This is a genomic window from Bacillus sp. FSL K6-1145 (genome assembly GCF_038003425.1).
GTDB classification, from domain to species: Bacteria; Bacillota; Bacilli; order Bacillales; family Bacillaceae; genus Bacillus; species Bacillus pumilus.
Window position 1 is genome coordinate 110,594 of record NZ_JBBOPC010000001.1, and the last position, 18,106, is coordinate 128,699.

General features: G+C 41.7%; 20 protein-coding genes and 2 other annotated features. All 20 genes read left to right on the forward strand.

Annotated elements, in window-relative coordinates; all coding sequences use genetic code 11:
* The 20 genes from disA (at position 1) to rpoB (ending at position 18,071) form a co-directional block, all read left to right on the forward strand.
* Positions 1-1,080 (forward strand): DNA integrity scanning diadenylate cyclase DisA, encoded by a 1,080-nt coding sequence (disA, locus tag MHH41_RS00595; RefSeq protein ID WP_050945822.1) that lies wholly within the window; start codon positions 1-3, stop codon positions 1,078-1,080.
* A gap of 153 nt (positions 1,081-1,233) precedes the next feature.
* Positions 1,234-2,334: a PIN/TRAM domain-containing protein gene (locus tag MHH41_RS00600; protein ID WP_003217214.1), complete on the forward strand. Its 1,101-nt coding sequence runs from the start codon at positions 1,234-1,236 to the stop codon at positions 2,332-2,334.
* A 13-nt stretch (positions 2,335-2,347) separates the two neighbouring features.
* Positions 2,348-3,037, forward strand: a complete 690-nt coding sequence (ispD, locus tag MHH41_RS00605) for a 2-C-methyl-D-erythritol 4-phosphate cytidylyltransferase (protein WP_003217158.1) — start codon at positions 2,348-2,350, stop codon at positions 3,035-3,037.
* A 3-nt stretch (positions 3,038-3,040) separates the two neighbouring features.
* Entirely contained in the window at positions 3,041-3,517 is a 477-nt protein-coding gene (gene ispF, locus MHH41_RS00610) for a 2-C-methyl-D-erythritol 2,4-cyclodiphosphate synthase (protein ID WP_003216928.1), read from the forward strand.
* A gap of 94 nt (positions 3,518-3,611) precedes the next feature.
* A complete protein-coding gene (gltX, locus tag MHH41_RS00615; protein ID WP_340865351.1) occupies positions 3,612-5,063 on the forward strand; it encodes a glutamate--tRNA ligase in 1,452 nt (483 codons plus the stop codon).
* Positions 5,063-5,294, forward strand: a binding site (T-box leader). Its footprint overlaps the gene before it by 1 nt.
* A gap of 81 nt (positions 5,295-5,375) precedes the next feature.
* On the forward strand, positions 5,376-6,029 hold the full coding sequence (gene cysE, locus MHH41_RS00620; RefSeq protein WP_012008691.1) for a serine O-acetyltransferase: 654 nt from the start codon (positions 5,376-5,378) through the stop codon (positions 6,027-6,029).
* The gene (gene cysS / locus MHH41_RS00625) at positions 6,026-7,426 is read left to right on the forward strand and encodes a cysteine--tRNA ligase (protein ID WP_003217177.1); all 1,401 of its coding nucleotides are present in this window, start codon (positions 6,026-6,028) and stop codon (positions 7,424-7,426) included. Before cysE ends, cysS begins: the two co-directional genes overlap by 4 nt.
* A gap of 3 nt (positions 7,427-7,429) precedes the next feature.
* Positions 7,430-7,861 carry a Mini-ribonuclease 3 gene (locus tag MHH41_RS00630; protein WP_003217007.1) on the forward strand — a complete coding sequence of 144 codons (432 nt, stop codon included), beginning with the start codon at positions 7,430-7,432 and terminating at the stop codon, positions 7,859-7,861.
* Entirely contained in the window at positions 7,845-8,594 is a 750-nt protein-coding gene (gene rlmB / locus MHH41_RS00635) for a 23S rRNA (guanosine(2251)-2'-O)-methyltransferase RlmB (protein WP_003217141.1), read from the forward strand. Before MHH41_RS00630 ends, rlmB begins: the two co-directional genes overlap by 17 nt.
* A 2-nt stretch (positions 8,595-8,596) precedes the next feature.
* Positions 8,597-9,109: a ribosome-dependent mRNA decay endonuclease Rae1/YacP gene (gene rae1, locus MHH41_RS00640; RefSeq protein WP_003216949.1), complete on the forward strand. Its 513-nt coding sequence runs from the start codon at positions 8,597-8,599 to the stop codon at positions 9,107-9,109.
* Positions 9,110-9,172: 63 nt separating this feature from the next.
* Positions 9,173-9,829: an RNA polymerase sporulation sigma factor SigH gene (gene sigH / locus MHH41_RS00645; protein ID WP_003217132.1), complete on the forward strand. Its 657-nt coding sequence runs from the start codon at positions 9,173-9,175 to the stop codon at positions 9,827-9,829.
* Positions 9,830-9,905: 76 nt separating this feature from the next.
* Positions 9,906-10,055: a 50S ribosomal protein L33 gene (gene rpmG, locus MHH41_RS00650; RefSeq protein ID WP_012008694.1), complete on the forward strand. Its 150-nt coding sequence runs from the start codon at positions 9,906-9,908 to the stop codon at positions 10,053-10,055.
* Between the two features lie 35 nt (positions 10,056-10,090).
* Positions 10,091-10,267 (forward strand): preprotein translocase subunit SecE, encoded by a 177-nt coding sequence (secE, locus tag MHH41_RS00655; RefSeq protein ID WP_003216942.1) that lies wholly within the window; start codon positions 10,091-10,093, stop codon positions 10,265-10,267.
* A gap of 170 nt (positions 10,268-10,437) precedes the next feature.
* Entirely contained in the window at positions 10,438-10,971 is a 534-nt protein-coding gene (gene nusG, locus MHH41_RS00660; protein ID WP_003217197.1) for a transcription termination/antitermination protein NusG, read from the forward strand.
* 171 nt (positions 10,972-11,142) lie between these two features.
* Positions 11,143-11,568 carry a 50S ribosomal protein L11 gene (rplK, locus tag MHH41_RS00665; RefSeq protein ID WP_003216956.1) on the forward strand — a complete coding sequence of 142 codons (426 nt, stop codon included), beginning with the start codon at positions 11,143-11,145 and terminating at the stop codon, positions 11,566-11,568.
* A gap of 99 nt (positions 11,569-11,667) precedes the next feature.
* Positions 11,668-12,366, forward strand: coding sequence for a 50S ribosomal protein L1 (gene rplA, locus MHH41_RS00670; RefSeq protein WP_003217271.1), 699 nt, complete (start codon positions 11,668-11,670; stop codon positions 12,364-12,366).
* A gap of 48 nt (positions 12,367-12,414) precedes the next feature.
* Positions 12,415-12,555 (forward strand) — a sequence feature (ribosomal protein L10 leader region).
* Positions 12,556-12,624: 69 nt separating this feature from the next.
* Positions 12,625-13,125, forward strand: a complete 501-nt coding sequence (gene rplJ / locus MHH41_RS00675; protein ID WP_003217048.1) for a 50S ribosomal protein L10 — start codon at positions 12,625-12,627, stop codon at positions 13,123-13,125.
* A gap of 41 nt (positions 13,126-13,166) precedes the next feature.
* Positions 13,167-13,532 carry a 50S ribosomal protein L7/L12 gene (gene rplL, locus MHH41_RS00680; protein WP_003216952.1) on the forward strand — a complete coding sequence of 122 codons (366 nt, stop codon included), beginning with the start codon at positions 13,167-13,169 and terminating at the stop codon, positions 13,530-13,532.
* A 96-nt stretch (positions 13,533-13,628) separates the two neighbouring features.
* On the forward strand, positions 13,629-14,234 hold the full coding sequence (locus MHH41_RS00685; RefSeq protein ID WP_113386636.1) for a class I SAM-dependent methyltransferase: 606 nt from the start codon (positions 13,629-13,631) through the stop codon (positions 14,232-14,234).
* Between the two features lie 255 nt (positions 14,235-14,489).
* The gene (gene rpoB, locus MHH41_RS00690; protein ID WP_003217223.1) at positions 14,490-18,071 is read left to right on the forward strand and encodes a DNA-directed RNA polymerase subunit beta; all 3,582 of its coding nucleotides are present in this window, start codon (positions 14,490-14,492) and stop codon (positions 18,069-18,071) included.
* The last annotated feature ends 35 nt before the right edge of the window (positions 18,072-18,106 follow it).

Below are 18,106 nucleotides of genomic sequence, written 5' to 3' on the forward strand. Positions count from 1 at the left end.
ATGGAAAAAGAGAAAAAAGGAGCGAAAGAACTCGATCTCTTAGATATCGTACAGTTTGTGGCACCAGGGACACCTCTTCGGGCTGGGATTGAAAATGTCCTGAGGGCAAATACTGGCGGGCTTATTGTTGTTGGTTATAACGACAAAGTAAAGAGTGTTGTAGATGGAGGGTTTCATATTAACTCTGCCTTCTCTCCAGCACATTTATATGAATTGGCTAAGATGGATGGGGCCATTATTTTAAGCGATTCTGGTCAAAAGATCTTGTATGCGAATACACAGCTCATGCCAGATGCAACGATCCATTCATCGGAAACGGGCATGAGGCACCGTACAGCTGAACGTGTAGCGAAGCAGACAGGCTGCTTAATCATTGCGATATCTGAACGGAGGAACGTCATTACCTTATACCAAGGGAATCGTCGTTATACGCTGAAAGATATTGGCTTTATTTTAACGAAGGCCAACCAAGCGATACAAACACTTGAGAAATATAAAACCATTTTAGATCACGCCATTTCTACGCTAAGCGCCCTAGAATTTGAAGAGCTTGTGACCTTTGGTGATGTATTATCCGTGCTCCATCGTTACGAGATGGTGCTCAGAATCAAAAATGAAATCAATATGTATATCAAAGAGCTCGGAACAGAAGGGCATTTGATCCGTCTGCAAGTCAATGAATTGATTACAGATATGGAGCAGGAAGCGGCTTTATTTATTAAAGATTATGTGAAAGAAAAGATTAAAGATCCATATGTTCTGCTTAAGCAGCTCCAAGATATGTCGAGCTTTGAGCTTTTAGATGATTCCATTCTGTACAAGTTACTTGGCTATCCAGTTTCTACAAATATTGACGAATATGTGTACACAAGAGGTTACAGACTGCTTCACAAAATCCCTAGACTGCCTATGCCAATCGTCGAAAACGTGGTTGAAGCGTTCGGTGTGTTAGATCGAATTATGGAAGCGGATGTACAAGATTTGGATGAAGTAGAAGGAATTGGAGAAGTAAGAGCGAAAAAGATAAAAAAAGGATTAAAAAGGCTGCAAGAAAAACATTATATCGACCGACAGCTGTAAGAAGAGAAATTTTTCTTAAACACGGTTAAAAATGGATGAATATGGGTATATTAATGATGCTTTTGTTTTCTATTGATTATGATAGGAAACTTAAACATATATCAATGTCAGGTGAGGGTGGATTGACAGATGAAAAATAAAGGAGGTGAAGGTATGTTAAAAAGAATCGTTCAGGCGTTTTTTATCATTTTTGGTGCAGTTGTAGGGATTTTTATCATTCCAGAGTTATTTCTGCTGTTAAATGTAAAGGACATACCTTTCATAACAAATGCTTACTCTTCAGCACTAATAGGAGCCGCTGTGTTCTTTATCATCGGCAAATGGTGCACAGGCTATGTGGTTAATTGGGTGAAATGGATCGAGGATTCTCTATTAAAGGCGCCTCTTCCTGATCTTATTTCTGGAAGTTTCGGATTAGTATTTGGACTTATTCTAGCATATCTTATTGTAAACGTGATCCCGCTAAACAATATCCCATATCATATTTTTGGTACCATTATTCCGATTTTCCTGGCTTTCTTTTTAGGATACCTTGGATTTCAGGTAGGCTTTAAGAAGAAGGATGAAATGATGGGGCTGTTCTCCCGATCTGCAAAGGTCACCAAGAAAAAAGGAGCAGCCGATGATGAACCTGAAATAGAAGATAAAAAGCTGAAAATTTTAGACACAAGTGTTATCATTGATGGAAGAATCGCAGATATTTGTCAAACTGGATTCTTAGAAGGTGTCATGGTCATTCCTCAATTTGTGCTCGAGGAATTACAGCATATTGCAGACTCTTCTGATGTATTAAAGAGAAATAGAGGTCGAAGAGGTCTTGATATTTTAAATCGTATTCAAAAAGAATTAGATATCAAAGTTGAAATTTACGAAGGTGACTTTGAAGACATTCAAGAGGTTGATAGCAAGCTTGTGAAGCTCGCTAAATTAACTTCAGGTGTTGTTGTGACAAATGATTTTAATTTAAATAAAGTATGCGAACTTCAAAAAGTAGCAGTGTTAAACATCAATGATCTAGCCAATGCGGTGAAACCGGTTGTGCTGCCTGGGGAAGAAATGAAGGTACAGGTCATTAAAGATGGGAAAGAGCATAACCAAGGTGTTGCTTACTTAGATGACGGTACGATGATTGTGGTCGAAGAAGGACGCAATTACATTGGAAAAGACATCGATGTGCTCGTCACAAGTGTGCTGCAGACTGCTGCTGGAAGAATGATTTTTGCGAAGCCAAAACTTCTGGAGAAGGCGCTCTAAAGGGAGAACGAACATGTATTATGAAGTAGTTATTCCGGCTGCGGGGCAGGGGAAACGAATGAAGGCCGGCCGCAATAAGCTTTTTATTGAGCTGAAAAGAATGCCGGTCATTATTCATACACTAAAGGTGTTTGACGCTCATGCTCAATGCAAACGCATGATCCTAGCGATCAATGAGGAGGAGCGTCAAGACTTTGAAAGGCTACTCAAGGTACACGCTTTTCAAACGCCTGTTTCACTTGTCACTGGCGGTGAAGAACGTCAGCAAAGTGTATACGAAGGATTAAAGGCTGTGAAAGATGCGGACATCGTGCTTGTTCATGATGGGGCAAGGCCTTTTATTAAGCATACACAGATTGACTTGCTCGTTAAAGCAGCGATTGAAAAAGGCTCCGCAGTTGTAGCGGTACCAGTGAAAGACACAATCAAACGCGTTCAAGAAGGCAAAGTGGAACAAACCATTGAACGTCAGAGCTTGTGGGCAGTCCAGACCCCACAAGCTTTTCGTCATTCTATTTTAAAAGAGGCGCATGAATATGCAGAGCGGACCGGTTTCCTTGGAACAGACGACGCCAGTCTTGTGGAACAATTACATGGTGAAAACGTGTATATTGTCCAAGGAGATTACACCAATATTAAGCTGACGACACCGGATGATTTATTGGTTGCCAAGGCAATTATGGATGCGGAAAGAGGGTACTAGATCATGTTGAGAATAGGACAAGGCTTTGATGTACATCAATTAACAGAGGGAAGACCTTTGATTATTGGCGGGGTCACCATCCCTTATGAAAAGGGGCTGCTTGGGCATTCAGACGCTGATGTACTGCTTCACACAGTGGCAGATGCCTGCCTAGGTGCGATTGCTGAAGGAGATATCGGCAGACATTTCCCAGACACAGATCCTGAGTTTAAGGATGCGGATTCTTTTAAATTACTGCAACATGTGTGGGCACTAGTAAAGGAAAAAGGCTACACACTTGTGAATATTGATTGCACCATCATGGCGCAAAAGCCCAAAATGGCACCTTACATTCAACCGATGTGTGAGAAGATTGCAGAAGCGCTTGAGGCAGATGTCACACAGGTGAATGTGAAAGCAACAACGACAGAGAAACTCGGATTTACAGGAAGAGGCGAAGGAATTGCCTCTCAGGCAACTGTTCTTCTTCAGAAAAAGTAAAACTCATTTTGATGAGAATGGGATTTGATGATAAAATACGTTTATAAAAAATTGGTGTCAGACAACATGATGCAGATGAAAGGAAGTTAAACTCATGGGAAATGAAGTGCGTGTTCGTTATGCACCGAGTCCAACTGGTCATTTACATATTGGGAATGCTAGAACGGCTCTTTTCAACTATTTGTTCGCACGCAGTCAAGGCGGCAAATTTATTATTCGAATCGAAGATACGGATCAAAAGCGTAATGTAGAGGGCGGAGAAGAAAGCCAGCTTCGCCACCTGCAATGGCTCGGTATTGATTGGGATGAGAGCATTGATAAAGATGGCGGCTACGGCCCTTACAGACAATCAGAGCGTAATGATATTTATAAAAAGTATTATGATGAGCTGCTAGAGAAGGACTTGGCGTATAAGTGCTATTGTACGGCTGAAGAGCTAGAGGAAGAGCGTGAAGCACAAATCGCCCGCAGTGAAATGCCTCGATATTCTGGTAAATGCAGTCATTTATCAAAAGAAGAAGAGGACAAGCTGATTGCTGAAGGAAGAGAGCCAAGCATCCGCTTCCGAGTGCCAAAAGGAGAAATTATCAAATTTGACGACATGGTCAAAGGCGATATTTCATTTGAGACAGACGGCATAGGTGACTTTGTCATTGTGAAGAAAGATGGTACGCCAACTTATAACTTCGCTGTAGCAGTGGATGATTATTTGATGAAAATGACTCACATTCTCCGCGGAGAGGATCACATTTCGAATACGCCTAAACAAATCATGATCTTCAATGCATTCGGCTGGGATGTTCCGCTATTCGGACATATGACGCTGATTGTGAACGAGAACCGCAAGAAATTAAGCAAGCGTGATGAATCCATTATTCAATTCATCGAGCAATATAAAAACTTGGGCTATTTACCAGAAGCCCTATTCAACTTCATTGCACTACTTGGATGGTCTCCAGTGGGCGAAGAAGAACTGTTTACAAAAGAGCAATTCATCGACATTTTCGATGTAAACCGACTTTCTAAGTCACCAGCTCTATTCGATATGCATAAACTAAAATGGGTGAATAACCAATACGTGAAGGCACTTGATCTTGATCAGGTTGTTGCGTTAACGCTTCCGCATCTTCAAAAGGCAGGCAAGGTAAGCGAGCAGCTGTCAGACGAAGAAAACACGTGGGTACGCAAGCTGATTGCTCTGTATCACGAACAATTAAGCTATGGAGCAGAAATTGTTGAGTTAACAGAGTTGTTCTTTAAGGAGCAAATTGAGTATAATCAAGAGGCAAAGGAAGTTCTAGCAGAGGAGCAAGTACCAGAAGTCATGGCAGCTTTTGCTGGTCAGCTTGAACGACTTGAATCTTTCACACCTGATGAAATCAAGGCTGCTATTAAAGCAGTACAAAAAGAAACAGGGCATAAAGGCAAGAAACTATTCATGCCAATTCGTGTGGCTGTCACAGGACAAACGCATGGCCCAGAACTTCCGCAAAGTATTGAACTACTAGGTAAAGAAACGGTATTAAACCGCATTAAACAAATATAAGGAAATCGTTGCGAGGGAGAAGTACAATGTTTTCGTCCATCACAGAAAGAGTCTTCACCGGCTGAAAGAGACTTATGGGCAGACGTTGGAAATGCACCCTCAAGACCCTTGAGGAACACGAGTACGTTAGTATGCAAGGGCGGTACCCTCCGTTATGGGATTAAGTTGAGAAGGCTGCGAAATGAGGGCTTTCTAAACAGAGTGGAACCGCGTTTTCAAAACGTCTCTGTCATATGGCAGAGGCGTTTTTTATTTGTCCAAAAAAGAGAGCAAGTCCGAAGAGAGATTGATGGGGAAGAACGGGGGGAGCATGTGTTTTTCAAAATGCTGAAAGAAGATATTGATACTGTGTTTGATCAAGATCCTGCTGCTAGAAGCTATATTGAAGTAGTGCTAACCTATTCAGGGCTTCATGCGATTTGGGCTCATCGTATCGCGCATGCATTTTATAAGCGGAAGCTGTACTTTCTTGCGCGGATCATTTCTCAGGTCAGCCGGTTTTTCACAGGGGTTGAAATTCACCCTGCGGCAACCATTGGCAGGCGCTTCTTCATTGACCACGGTATGGGAGTGGTGATTGGGGAAACATGTGAAATTGGAGACAACGTCACTGTTTTCCAAGGCGTGACATTAGGGGGAACAGGGAAAGAAAAGGGAAAGCGGCACCCGACCATTTTAGACGATGCGCTCATTGCGACAGGTGCAAAGGTGCTTGGTTCCATTACAGTCGGAAAAGGAGCCAAGATTGGGGCGGGATCGGTCGTGTTAAAGGACGTACCCGACCATTCCACCGTTGTCGGTATACCTGGGCGAGTCGTCGTTCAAAATGGTAAGAAAATCAATCGTGATCTCAATCATCAAGATTTGCCAGATCCAATTTCCGATCGTTTCAAAGAATTGGAACGAGAAATGGAAAAGCTAAAAGGTGAGCTGGCTTCATTGAGCAGAAAGGAAGAACAATCATGACAATCAATATTTATAATACATTGACACGTAAGAAGGAAGAATTCGTCCCGCTTGAGCCAGGAAAGGTCAAAATGTATGTGTGCGGACCAACCGTTTATAACTACATTCATATCGGGAATGCAAGGCCTGCTATTGTTTATGACACTGTACGTAAGTATTTAGAATACAGCGGCTATGATGTGAACTTTGTCTCAAACTTTACAGATGTGGATGATAAGCTCATCAAAGCAGCCAATGAACTCGGGGAAGATGTCCCGACGATTGCTGACCGCTTTATTCAAGCCTACTTTGAAGACGTCAGTGCACTAGGCTGCAAAAAAGCTGACCTTCACCCGCGAGTGACGGAAAATATGGATGATATCATTGCATTTATTGCGACATTGATTGAAAAGGGCTACGCCTATGAAGCGGATGGTGACGTGTATTACAGCACACGCTCATTTGAAGGCTACGGAAAGCTTTCTCACCAGTCGATTGATGAACTGAAGACAGGTGCCCGTATTCGTGTAGGTGAGAAGAAACGAGATGCGCTGGACTTTGCTTTATGGAAGGCTGCAAAGGATCAAGAAATCTCATGGGATAGCCCGTGGGGCGAAGGACGACCAGGCTGGCACATCGAATGCTCGGCCATGGTTAAAAAATATTTAGGTGATACGATCGACATTCATGCTGGCGGACAGGATTTAACCTTCCCTCACCATGAAAATGAAATCGCTCAATCTGAGGCTTTGACAGGCAAACCTTTTGCAAAGTATTGGATGCATAACGGATATATTAATATTGAGAACGAAAAAATGTCAAAATCACTAGGCAACTTTGTGCTTGTGCATGACATTGTGAAAGAACAAGATCCTGACGTGCTTCGCTTCTTTATGTTGTCGGTTCACTACCGTCATCCAATTAACTATTCAATGGATTTGCTAGAGAGTACAAAGAGTGCGTTTAACCGGCTCAAAACGTCGTATGCCAATTTACATCATCGCCTCGAGAGCAGCACGAATATCACAGAAGACAATGCTGAATGGCTGGCGAAGGTTGAAGAGCAGCGAGCGACATTTATTTCTGAAATGAATGATGACTTCAATACGGCAAATGCGATCTCTGTTTTATTCGAACTTGCGAAACAGGCGAATTATTATATGGAAAATGATCATACTTCGGAGGAAGTGATCAAGGCATTTATCGGCTTGTTCCAAGAAATCACGTCTGTTCTTGGCTTTTCATTAGAAGAAAAGCATACGCTCGATGAAGAAGTAGAAGCGTTAATTGAAAAACGCAATGAGGCTAGAAGAAATCGTGATTTTGCGCTATCTGATCAAATTCGTGACCAGTTAAAGAGCATGAATATTGTATTGGAGGACACTCCTCAAGGTACTCGCTGGAAAAGAGGAGAATAGGTCATGTTGAATTTTGAAAAGCTGAAAGATGGTAAACAGTTAAACGGACTTGCGCTTGCTTACATGGGTGATGCCATTTTTGAAGTCTATGTGAGGCATCACCTCCTCCAAACGGGGGCGACAAAACCAAATGAGCTGCACAAACGAGCAAGCAAAATTGTTTCAGCTAAATCTCAGGCAGCTATTTTATTTACGCTACAGCAGCAAGGCTTTTTCACTGAAGCAGAAGAAGCGGTGCTGAAAAGAGGAAGAAATGCAAAATCAGGCACAGTGCCTAAAAACACAGACGTTCAAACGTATCGTTATAGTACGGCGTTTGAAGCGCTCATGGGTTATTTATTTATTGAAAAGCAGGACGAACGCTTAGAAGAGCTGATTAGTCAGGCGATTGAAATCGGAACGTCAGGGAGGAAGACAAATGAGTCAGCAACATGATTATGTGATTGGGAAAAATGCAGTGATTGAAACACTGAAGTCAGATCGGGAGTTATACAAGCTCTGGATGGCAGAAAACACTGTAAAAGGACAAGCCCAGCAGGTCATTGAACTCGCAAAAAAACAAAATATCACCATTCAGTATGTTCCGAGGAAAAAGCTTGATCAAATGGTAACAGGTCAGCACCAGGGAATCGTTGCACAAGTAGCAGCATATGAATATGCAGAATTGGACGATCTATATCAAATCGCTGAACAGCGGAATGAACAGCCATTTTTTCTTATCTTAGATGAAATTGAAGACCCGCATAATTTAGGTTCCATTATGCGTACAGCAGATGCTGTAGGTGCACATGGGATTGTGATTCCGAAAAGGAGAGCGGTCGGCTTAACGACAACCGTTGCCAAAGCATCCACTGGGGCAATTGAACATATTCCTGTTGCCAAAGTCACCAACCTTTCAAGAGCTCTTGATGAGATGAAAGAAAGAGGAATCTGGGTTGCGGGAACAGATGCGTCTGCCAAACAGGATTACAGACAATTTGATGGCACGATGCCGCTTGCTCTCGTGATTGGCAGTGAAGGAAAAGGGATTGGCCGATTGATCAAAGAAAAGTGTGATTTTCTGATTAAGCTGCCTATGGCCGGAAAGGTCACTTCGTTAAACGCGTCAGTTGCCGCTAGTCTATTGATGTATGAAGTGTATCGAAAACGTTATCCGTTAGGAGAATAGAGATGGACATCCTCTTAGTCGATGGATACAACATGATAGGTGCTTGGCCACGGCTGCAGCACTTAAAGGAAAACAGCTTTGAAGAAGCCAGAGACATACTGATTCAAAATTTAGCAGAATATCAAGCATACACAGGGTATCGAGTCATTGTCGTATTCGATGCCCATATGGTCAAAGGAATCGAAAAAAAGCGGATCAATCACCGAGTAGAGGTCATCTTTACGAGAGAGAATGAAACAGCTGATGAGCGGATTGAAAAGCTTGCCCAGGATTTGAATAATATTCGGACGCAGATTCATGTGGCGACCTCTGACTTTACAGAACAATGGGCAATCTTTGGACAAGGAGCTCTTCGAAAGTCGGCTCGAGAGCTTTTAAGAGAGATTGAAGTGATCGAACGAAAGATTGAAACGAGAGTCAAAAAGATTACTTCTGATAAACCAGCATCTAAGATTGAATTGTCAGAAGATGTATTGAAAACGTTTGAAAAATGGCGGCGTGGGAATCTAGAATAGCTTGACGATATTTCAACCATTAATGTATAATATTTCTATCTAGGTGCGGTCGGGGGGATCGAAGTGAATCTAAACAACAGCAAGGATAAATCCATCAGAGAGCAATTTTGCCAGTTGGAAGATGAACAAGTCATTGAAAGGGTTCATGTCGGAGATAGTGATGCGCTAGATTACTTAATAACGAAATACCGCAATTTTGTACGTGCAAAAGCAAGATCTTATTTCTTGATTGGAGCGGATCGAGAGGACATTGTTCAAGAGGGGATGATCGGACTTTATAAGTCTATCCGCGATTTCAGAGAGGACAAGCTTACTTCATTTAAGGCTTTTGCAGAATTATGTATTACCCGCCAAATTATCACCGCAATTAAAACAGCTACTCGCCAAAAACATATCCCGTTAAATTCCTATGTATCATTAGATAAGCCAATATATGATGAAGAATCAGACAGAACATTATTGGACGTCATTTCCGGTGCTAAAGCGCTTAACCCAGAAGATTTAATCATTAGCAAAGAAGAATTTGATGATATCGAAATGAAGATGGGTGAACTACTAAGCGAGCTGGAAAGAAAGGTTCTTGTGCTTTACCTTGATGGCAGATCCTATCAAGAGATTTCTGAAGATTTAAACCGTCATGTGAAATCAATTGATAACGCACTCCAAAGAGTAAAGAGAAAATTAGAGAAATATTTAGAGCTTCGCGAGATTAGTCTCTAATCAAACCTATATTGACAGCTTTTTCGACACTGTGATAAGGTACTAAGGAAATGATGTCGAGAAAATAGGTGTAAATATGAGGAAAAAGATTACTCTAGCCTGTAAAGACTGCGGAAGCCGCAATTATACGACAATGAAAAGTGATGCTTCAGCAGCTGAAAGATTAGAAGTTAAGAAATATTGCAAGACTTGTAATTCACATAAAACACATTTAGAAACGAAGTAAGATTTGCGTTCTTTAATCTGTGGAGGTCTTTTACAATGCGTATTATCAGTTTCTTAAAAAGTGTCGGGAAAGAAATGAAGAAGGTCAGCTGGCCAAAGAAAAACGAAATGATTCGTTACACAATCACTGTTATTTTAACAGTCGTATTCTTTGCAATCTTTTTCTCTTTTCTTGATATAGGAATCTCACAATTAATCGAATTAATTCATTAATACTTGAATAATGGTCTGCTGAACGTGCTATAATAGATCATAATATGACTTGCCAAAAAACCCGTTTTACGGGTTTTTTCAATTGCTTGAAAATATTTACCGGTACTCGAGATTCGTCAAATAGACATTACGAAATGTGGGGAGGGAAGGACTAAATAGTCCTGAACGAAATGGAAAAGAATTGGTATGTTGTGCATACGTACTCTGGCTATGAAAACAAAGTAAAAGCGAACTTGGAAAAGCGTGTTGAATCAATGGGCATGCAAGATAAGATCTTCCGCGTTGTTGTACCAGAAGAAGAAGAAACAGATATTAAAAATGGTAAGAAAAAAGTTGTCAAAAAGAAAGTATTCCCTGGCTATGTCCTAGTGGAAATCGTGATGACTGACGACTCTTGGTATGTTGTTCGTAATACACCAGGTGTCACAGGATTCGTTGGATCAGCTGGATCAGGCTCAAAGCCGACAGCGCTTTTGCCAGGCGAAGCTGAAACCATTCTGAAGAGAATGGGTCTTGAAGAACGCAAAACAGAAATCGACTTTGAATTGAAAGAAACGGTCAAGGTCATCGACGGACCATTTGCGAACTTCACAGGCTCTATCGAAGAGATTGATTATGATAAAAGCAAAGTCAAAGTATTCGTTAATATGTTTGGTAGAGAAACACCCGTGGAACTTGAGTTCACGCAGATCGATAAATTGTAATTCAAAAGAGCTTGAAATGAGTGTATAGAAGTGGTAATATAGCAAAGGTACGTCTTGAGTTCGCTCAAGATCGCTAGCTAGTTATTTCGTCATTCATATAAAGAATGAAGTTGTTGAGTGGGAGGGGGATTCCCCTATTACCACATCACGGACTTTAAGGAGGTGTGTCTCGTGGCTAAAAAAGTAGTTAAAGTTGTTAAATTGCAAATTCCTGCTGGAAAAGCTAACCCAGCTCCACCAGTTGGACCTGCACTAGGTCAAGCCGGTGTTAATATCATGGGATTCTGTAAGGAGTTTAATGCTCGTACAGCTGACCAAGCTGGTCTTATCATTCCTGTTGAAATTTCGGTTTTTGAAGACCGTTCATTTACATTTATTACTAAAACTCCACCTGCTGCAGTTTTACTTAAAAAAGCAGCTGGTATTGAGTCTGGTTCTGGTGAACCTAACCGTAATAAAGTGGCAACTGTTAAGCGTGATAAAGTACGCGAAATCGCGGAAACAAAAATGCCTGACTTAAACGCTGCTAGCGTTGAATCAGCTATGCGCATGGTTGAAGGTACTGCACGCAGTATGGGTATTGTCATCGAAGATTAATTTATTGTCTTGTTGGGTTGCGAGTTTGGTTTTGACAAGTTCGCAACCCTTATTCGTGGGAGGTTATTCCGCTAAAACCACATAAGGAGGATTTTTATAATGGCTAAAAAAGGTAAAAAGTATGTAGAAGCTGCTAAACTAATCGAACGTACTAAAGCGTATGATGTAGCTGAAGCTGTTTCTCTTACAAAAAAAGCAAATACAGCGAAATTTGATGCGACTGTAGAAGTTGCTTTTCGTTTGGGCGTAGACCCTCGTAAAAACGACCAACAAATCCGCGGTGCAGTTGTACTTCCTAACGGAACTGGTAAAACTCAACGCGTTCTTGTGTTCGCTAAAGGCGAAAAAGCAAAAGAAGCAGAAGCTGCTGGAGCAGACTACGTTGGAGATTCTGATTACATCACTAAAATCCAACAAGGCTGGTTCGATTTCGATGTAATCGTTGCAACACCTGACATGATGGGTGAAGTTGGTAAGATCGGTCGTGTACTTGGACCAAAAGGTCTTATGCCAAACCCTAAAACAGGAACTGTTACATTTGAAGTAGAAAAAGCAATCAATGAAATCAAAGCTGGTAAAGTAGAATACCGCGTTGATAAAGCTGGTAACATCCACGCGCCAATCGGAAAGGTTTCTTTCGAGGACGAAAAGCTTGTTGAGAACTTTGCAACAATCTATGACACAATCCTTAAAGCAAAACCTGCAGCGGCTAAAGGTGTATACGTGAAAAACGTTTCTGTTACATCTACTATGGGCCCTGGCGTGAAAGTGGATCCATCTTCTTTCTCTGCAAAATAAATCTTGACTTATCACAATCATTTTGATAATATCAAAATGTTGTAAAATAGAATATGTCCATTTATACCGTAGACAGCAGGGGCCTTATGGCTTAATTAACCCGCCGAGGTGTATATGTCACAGTCTTACGTTAACGTATGCTTGTATATACAGCCTCCATGTCTTAATGGAGGCTTTTTATATGGAGAACCGTTCGTTAGGAACGTGATGGCCTGATCGGTATAAGTGTTACACAAACAATGTACAGGAGGTGTAACCATGAGCAATGCAATCGATACAAAAAAAGTTGTCGTTGATGAAATTACTTCTAAATTTAAAGACAGTATGTCTACTGTAATTGTAGATTACCGCGGTCTTTCAGTTTCTGAAGTGACTGAACTTCGTAAACAGCTTCGTGACGCTGGCGTAGAATTCAAAGTTTACAAAAACACTTTGACTCGCCGTGCAGTTGAACAAGTTGAACTAACAGGTTTAAACGATTTCTTAACAGGTCCAAACGCTATCGCATTCAGTAACGAAGATGTTATCGCACCTGCGAAAATCATCAACGAATTTGCGAAAAGCCACGAAGCTTTAGAAATCAAAGCTGGTGTCATCGAAGGAAACGTAGCGACTGTAGAAGAAGTGAAGGCTCTTGCGGAACTTCCGTCTCGCGAAGGCTTACTATCTATGTTGCTTAGCGTTCTTCAAGCTCCAGTTCGTAACCTTGCTCTTGCTACTAAAGCAGTTGCAGATCAAAAAGAAGAACAAGGCGCTTAATGCGTACTTAACGTAAAAAACTTAAAATGGAGGAATTACAAATGGCTTTAAATATCGAAGAAATCATTGCTTCAGTTAAAGAAGCAACTGTACTTGAGTTAAACGACTTAGTAAAAGCAATCGAAGAAGAATTTGGCGTAACTGCTGCTGCTCCTGTAGCTGTAGCTGCAGCTGGTGGTGCCGCTGCTGAAGAGAAAACTGATTTTGATCTAGTACTTGCTGGTGCTGGAGACCAAAAAATCAAAGTTATCAAAGTGGTTCGTGAAATCACTGGTCTTGGCTTGAAAGAAGCTAAAGAACTTGTTGACAACACTCCAAAACCACTTAAAGAAGGTATTGCTAAAGAAGAAGCTGAAGAACTTAAAGCTAAGCTTGAAGAAGTTGGCGCTTCTGTAGAAGTTAAGTAATCTTCGCCTAATCTTTTGGGAAAGCTCGCTTTTACTGGCGGGCTTTTTCTTTTCTATTCTCCTGAAACGATTGAATCCAGAGGAGGTCCATTCACCATGAGTGACCACTATTATACGGAAAAGCCATCAGTGAAAAGCAATAAACAGACATGGGACTTCACCTTGAGAAACCGTACCTTTACTTTTACAAGTGACAGTGGAGTGTTTTCTAAGAAAGAAGTCGACTTTGGTTCAAGGCTTTTAATTGAAGCTTTTGAAGAACCTGATGTGGATGGCGATGTCTTAGATGTCGGTTGCGGTTATGGACCGATTGGCTTATCGTTAGCAAACGAAATGACGAGCCGCACCATTCATATGATTGATGTGAACGAAAGAGCAGTCGAACTTTCAAAGGAAAACGCTAAACATAATCGCGTTGATAATGTCCGCATCTATCAAAGTGATTTGTTCTCGAATGTTCATTCATCAGCTGCTTTTGCCTCTATACTGACCAATCCCCCAATACGGGCAGGGAAGAAAGTTGTACATGCGATCTTTGAAAAAAGTGCTGATCATTTATTGCCGGAAGGTGAGTTGTGGGTGGTTATTCAGAAAAAGCAGGGCGGACCATCTGCGATTGAGAAATTAGAACAGCTCTTTGGAGAAGTCGAAGTTGTATTGAAAAAAAAGGGCTACTATATTATCAAAGCTAAAAAAGTTTGACGCAGTTTCCTAGCTGTGTTAACATTATAAAATGCCAATGTGTATATTTTGCTTAATAGGCTTAAAAAACAACTGTTTTGTATAAATTATGCATATTTGGGAAAACTAATAAAATCGGTATTTGTTTTTGGATGTGGTTTTCTTATTTTAGAAACCCTTTTTTCTTTTGTCTTGTAAAAGTATTTCTTTACTGACATTTGAAAGGCTGAAATACTTTTTACACATATAATACGCATGATTTGAGGGGTGAATCAGTTGACAGGTCAACTAGTTCAGTATGGACGACACCGCCAGCGCAGAAGCTACGCACGCATAAGCGAAGTGTTAGAATTACCAAATCTCATTGAAATTCAAACCTCTTCTTATCAGTGGTTTCTTGATGAGGGTCTTAGAGAGATGTTTCAAGATATATCCCCAATTGAGGATTTTACTGGTAACCTTTCTCTTGAATTCATTGATTACAGCCTAGGGGATCCTAAGTATCCTGTAGCAGAATCAAAAGAACGTGATGTAACTTACTCTGCTCCACTAAGAGTAAAAGTTCGTTTAATTAACAAAGAAACTGGAGAAGTAAAAGACCAAGATGTGTTCATGGGTGATTTCCCAATCATGACAGACACAGGTACTTTTATCATTAACGGTGCGGAACGTGTAATCGTTTCTCAGTTAGTACGTTCTCCAAGTGTATATTTCAGTGGTAAAGTAGACAAAAACGGTAAAAAAGGTTTTACTGCGACTGTCATTCCAAACCGTGGCGCATGGTTAGAATACGAAACTGATGCGAAGGATGTAGTCTATGTACGCATCGATCGCACACGTAAGTTGCCGGTTACGGTTCTTTTGCGTGCTCTCGGCTTCAGCTCTGATCAAGAGATTCTTGACCTCATTGGCGAGAATGAATACTTACGCAACACGCTGGAAAAAGACAATACAGAGAATGCGGATAAAGCACTTCTCGAAATCTACGAGCGCCTCCGTCCTGGAGAGCCGCCAACTGTTGAAAATGCTAAAAGCCTGCTAGACTCTCGCTTCTTCGATCCGAAGAGATATGACCTAGCAAATGTTGGACGCTACAAGATTAATAAAAAGCTTCATATTAAAAATAGACTGTTCAATCAAAAATTGGCTGAAACGTTAGTTGACCCTGAAACAGGTGAAATTCTAGCAGAAAAAGGTCAAATTTTAGACAGAAGAGTTCTTGATAAAGTTCTTCCATACTTAGAAAACGGCATCGGATTTAGAAAGCTTTATCCAAATGGTGGCGTAGTAGAAGATGAAGTAGAACTTCAATCTATTAAGATTTATGCACCGTCTGATCAAGAAGGCGAGCAAGTGATCAACGTGATCGGGAATGCATACGTAGAGGAAGCTGTGAAAAACATCACGCCTTCTGACATCATTGCATCGATCAGTTACTTCTTCAACCTTCTTCATGGTGTAGGTGACACAGATGATATCGATCACCTTGGTAACCGTCGCCTGCGTTCTGTAGGTGAGCTTCTGCAAAACCAATTCCGTATTGGTTTAAGCAGAATGGAGCGTGTTGTTCGTGAAAGAATGTCGATCCAAGACACAAACACGATCACACCTCAGCAACTGATCAACATCCGTCCTGTGATCGCTTCTATCAAAGAGTTCTTTGGTAGCTCTCAGCTTTCTCAGTTCATGGATCAAACAAACCCGCTTGCTGAATTGACGCACAAACGTCGTCTGTCAGCGCTTGGGCCTGGTGGTTTGACACGTGAGCGTGCAGGAATGGAAGTTCGTGACGTTCACTACTCTCACTATGGTCGTATGTGTCCGATTGAAACACCAGAGGGTCCAAACATTGGTTTGATCAACTCTCTATCTTCATTTGCAAAAGTGAATCGTTTCGGCTTTATTGAAACACCTTACCGCCGGGTTGATCCTGAAACAGGTAAAGTGACACCAAGAATCGATTACTTAACTGCGGATGAAGAGGATAACTACGTAGTAGCACAAGCGAACGCTATATTAGGTGAAGATGGTTCGTTTATCGATGATAATATCATTGCTCGTTTCAGAGGAGAAAACACCGTTGTTCCTCGAAACCGCGTTGACTACATGGACGTTTCGCCAAAGCAGGTTGTTTCTGCAGCGACAGCATGTATCCCATTCCTAGAAAACGATGACTCTAACCGTGCTCTAATGGGAGCAAACATGCAACGTCAGGCTGTGCCTTTGATGCAGCCGGAATCACCGATTGTTGGTACAGGTATGGAGTATGTATCAGGTAAAGACTCTGGTGCTGCTGTCATCTGCCGTTACCCAGGTGTTGTAGAACGTGTTGAAGCTAAAAATATTTGGGTTCGCCGCTATGAAGATGTCGACGGACAACAAGTCAAAGGAAACCTAGACAAATACAGCTTGCTGAAATTTGTCCGCTCTAACCAAGGGACTTGCTACAACCAGCGTCCAATCGTAAGTGTTGGAGATGAAGTCGTAAAAGGAGAAATCCTTGCAGACGGTCCTTCAATGGAAAAAGGTGAATTGGCTCTAGGACGTAACGTCATGGTCGGCTTCATGACTTGGGACGGTTATAACTACGAGGATGCGATCATCATGAGTGAGCGCCTTGTAAAAGATGACGTCTACACGTCTATCCATATTGAAGAATATGAATCAGAAGCTCGTGATACAAAGCTTGGACCGGAAGAAATCACTCGTGATATTCCAAACGTTGGGGAAGATGCTTTACGCAACCTTGACGAGCGTGGAATCATTCGTATCGGTGCAGAAGTAAAAGACGGAGACCTTCTTGTAGGGAAAGTAACGCCTAAAGGTGTAACAGAACTAACAGCTGAAGAACGTCTATTACATGCAATCTTCGGTGAAAAGGCTCGTGAAGTACGTGATACATCTCTACGTGTTCCACACGGCGGCGGCGGAATTATCCACGATGTCAAAGTCTTTAACCGTGAAGATGGAGATGAATTACCTCCAGGTGTTAACCAATTAGTCCGCGTATACATCGTTCAGAAGCGTAAAATTTCTGAAGGTGACAAAATGGCTGGACGACATGGTAACAAAGGGGTTATCTCTAAAATCCTTCCAGAAGAAGATATGCCGTATCTTCCAGATGGAACACCGATTGATATCATGTTAAACCCTCTAGGGGTACCATCTCGTATGAACATCGGTCAGGTACTTGAGCTTCATATGGGTATGGCTGCACGTTACCTTGGCATCCACATTGCGTCACCAGTATTTGATGGTGCGCGTGAGGAAGATGTTTGGGAAACGCTTGAAGAAGCAGGTATGTCCCGTGATGCGAAAACAGTCCTTTATGATGGTCGAACTGGTGAACCATTCGATAACCGTGTATCAGTCGGAATCATGTACATGATCAAACTGGCTCACATGGTTGACGACAAACTTCACGCTCGTTCAACTGGACCATACTCACTTGTTACGCAGCAGCCACTTGGCGGTAAAGCACAGTTTGGTGGTCAGCGTTTCGGAGAGATGGAAGTATGGGCACTTGAAGCTTACGGTGCAGCATACACACTTCAAGAGATCTTAACAGTTAAATCGGATGACGTTGTGGGTCGTGTGAAAACATACGAAGCCATCGTCAAAGGGGATAACGTCCCTGAACCAGGTGTCCCTGAATCATTCAAAGTGTTAATTAAAGAACTTCAAAGTTTAGGTATGGATGTCAAAATCCTATCTGGCGATGAAGAAGAGATAGAAATGAGAGATTTAGAAGACGATGAGGAAACGAAGAAAGCAGACGGATTAGCGTTATCTAATGACGAAGATGCTGCAGACCTCGCACCTGTCGATCTTGAACGTGACGCAGTCACAAAAGAATAGCAGAAACGATTAGAGCAAGTGACTAGGGTATAACC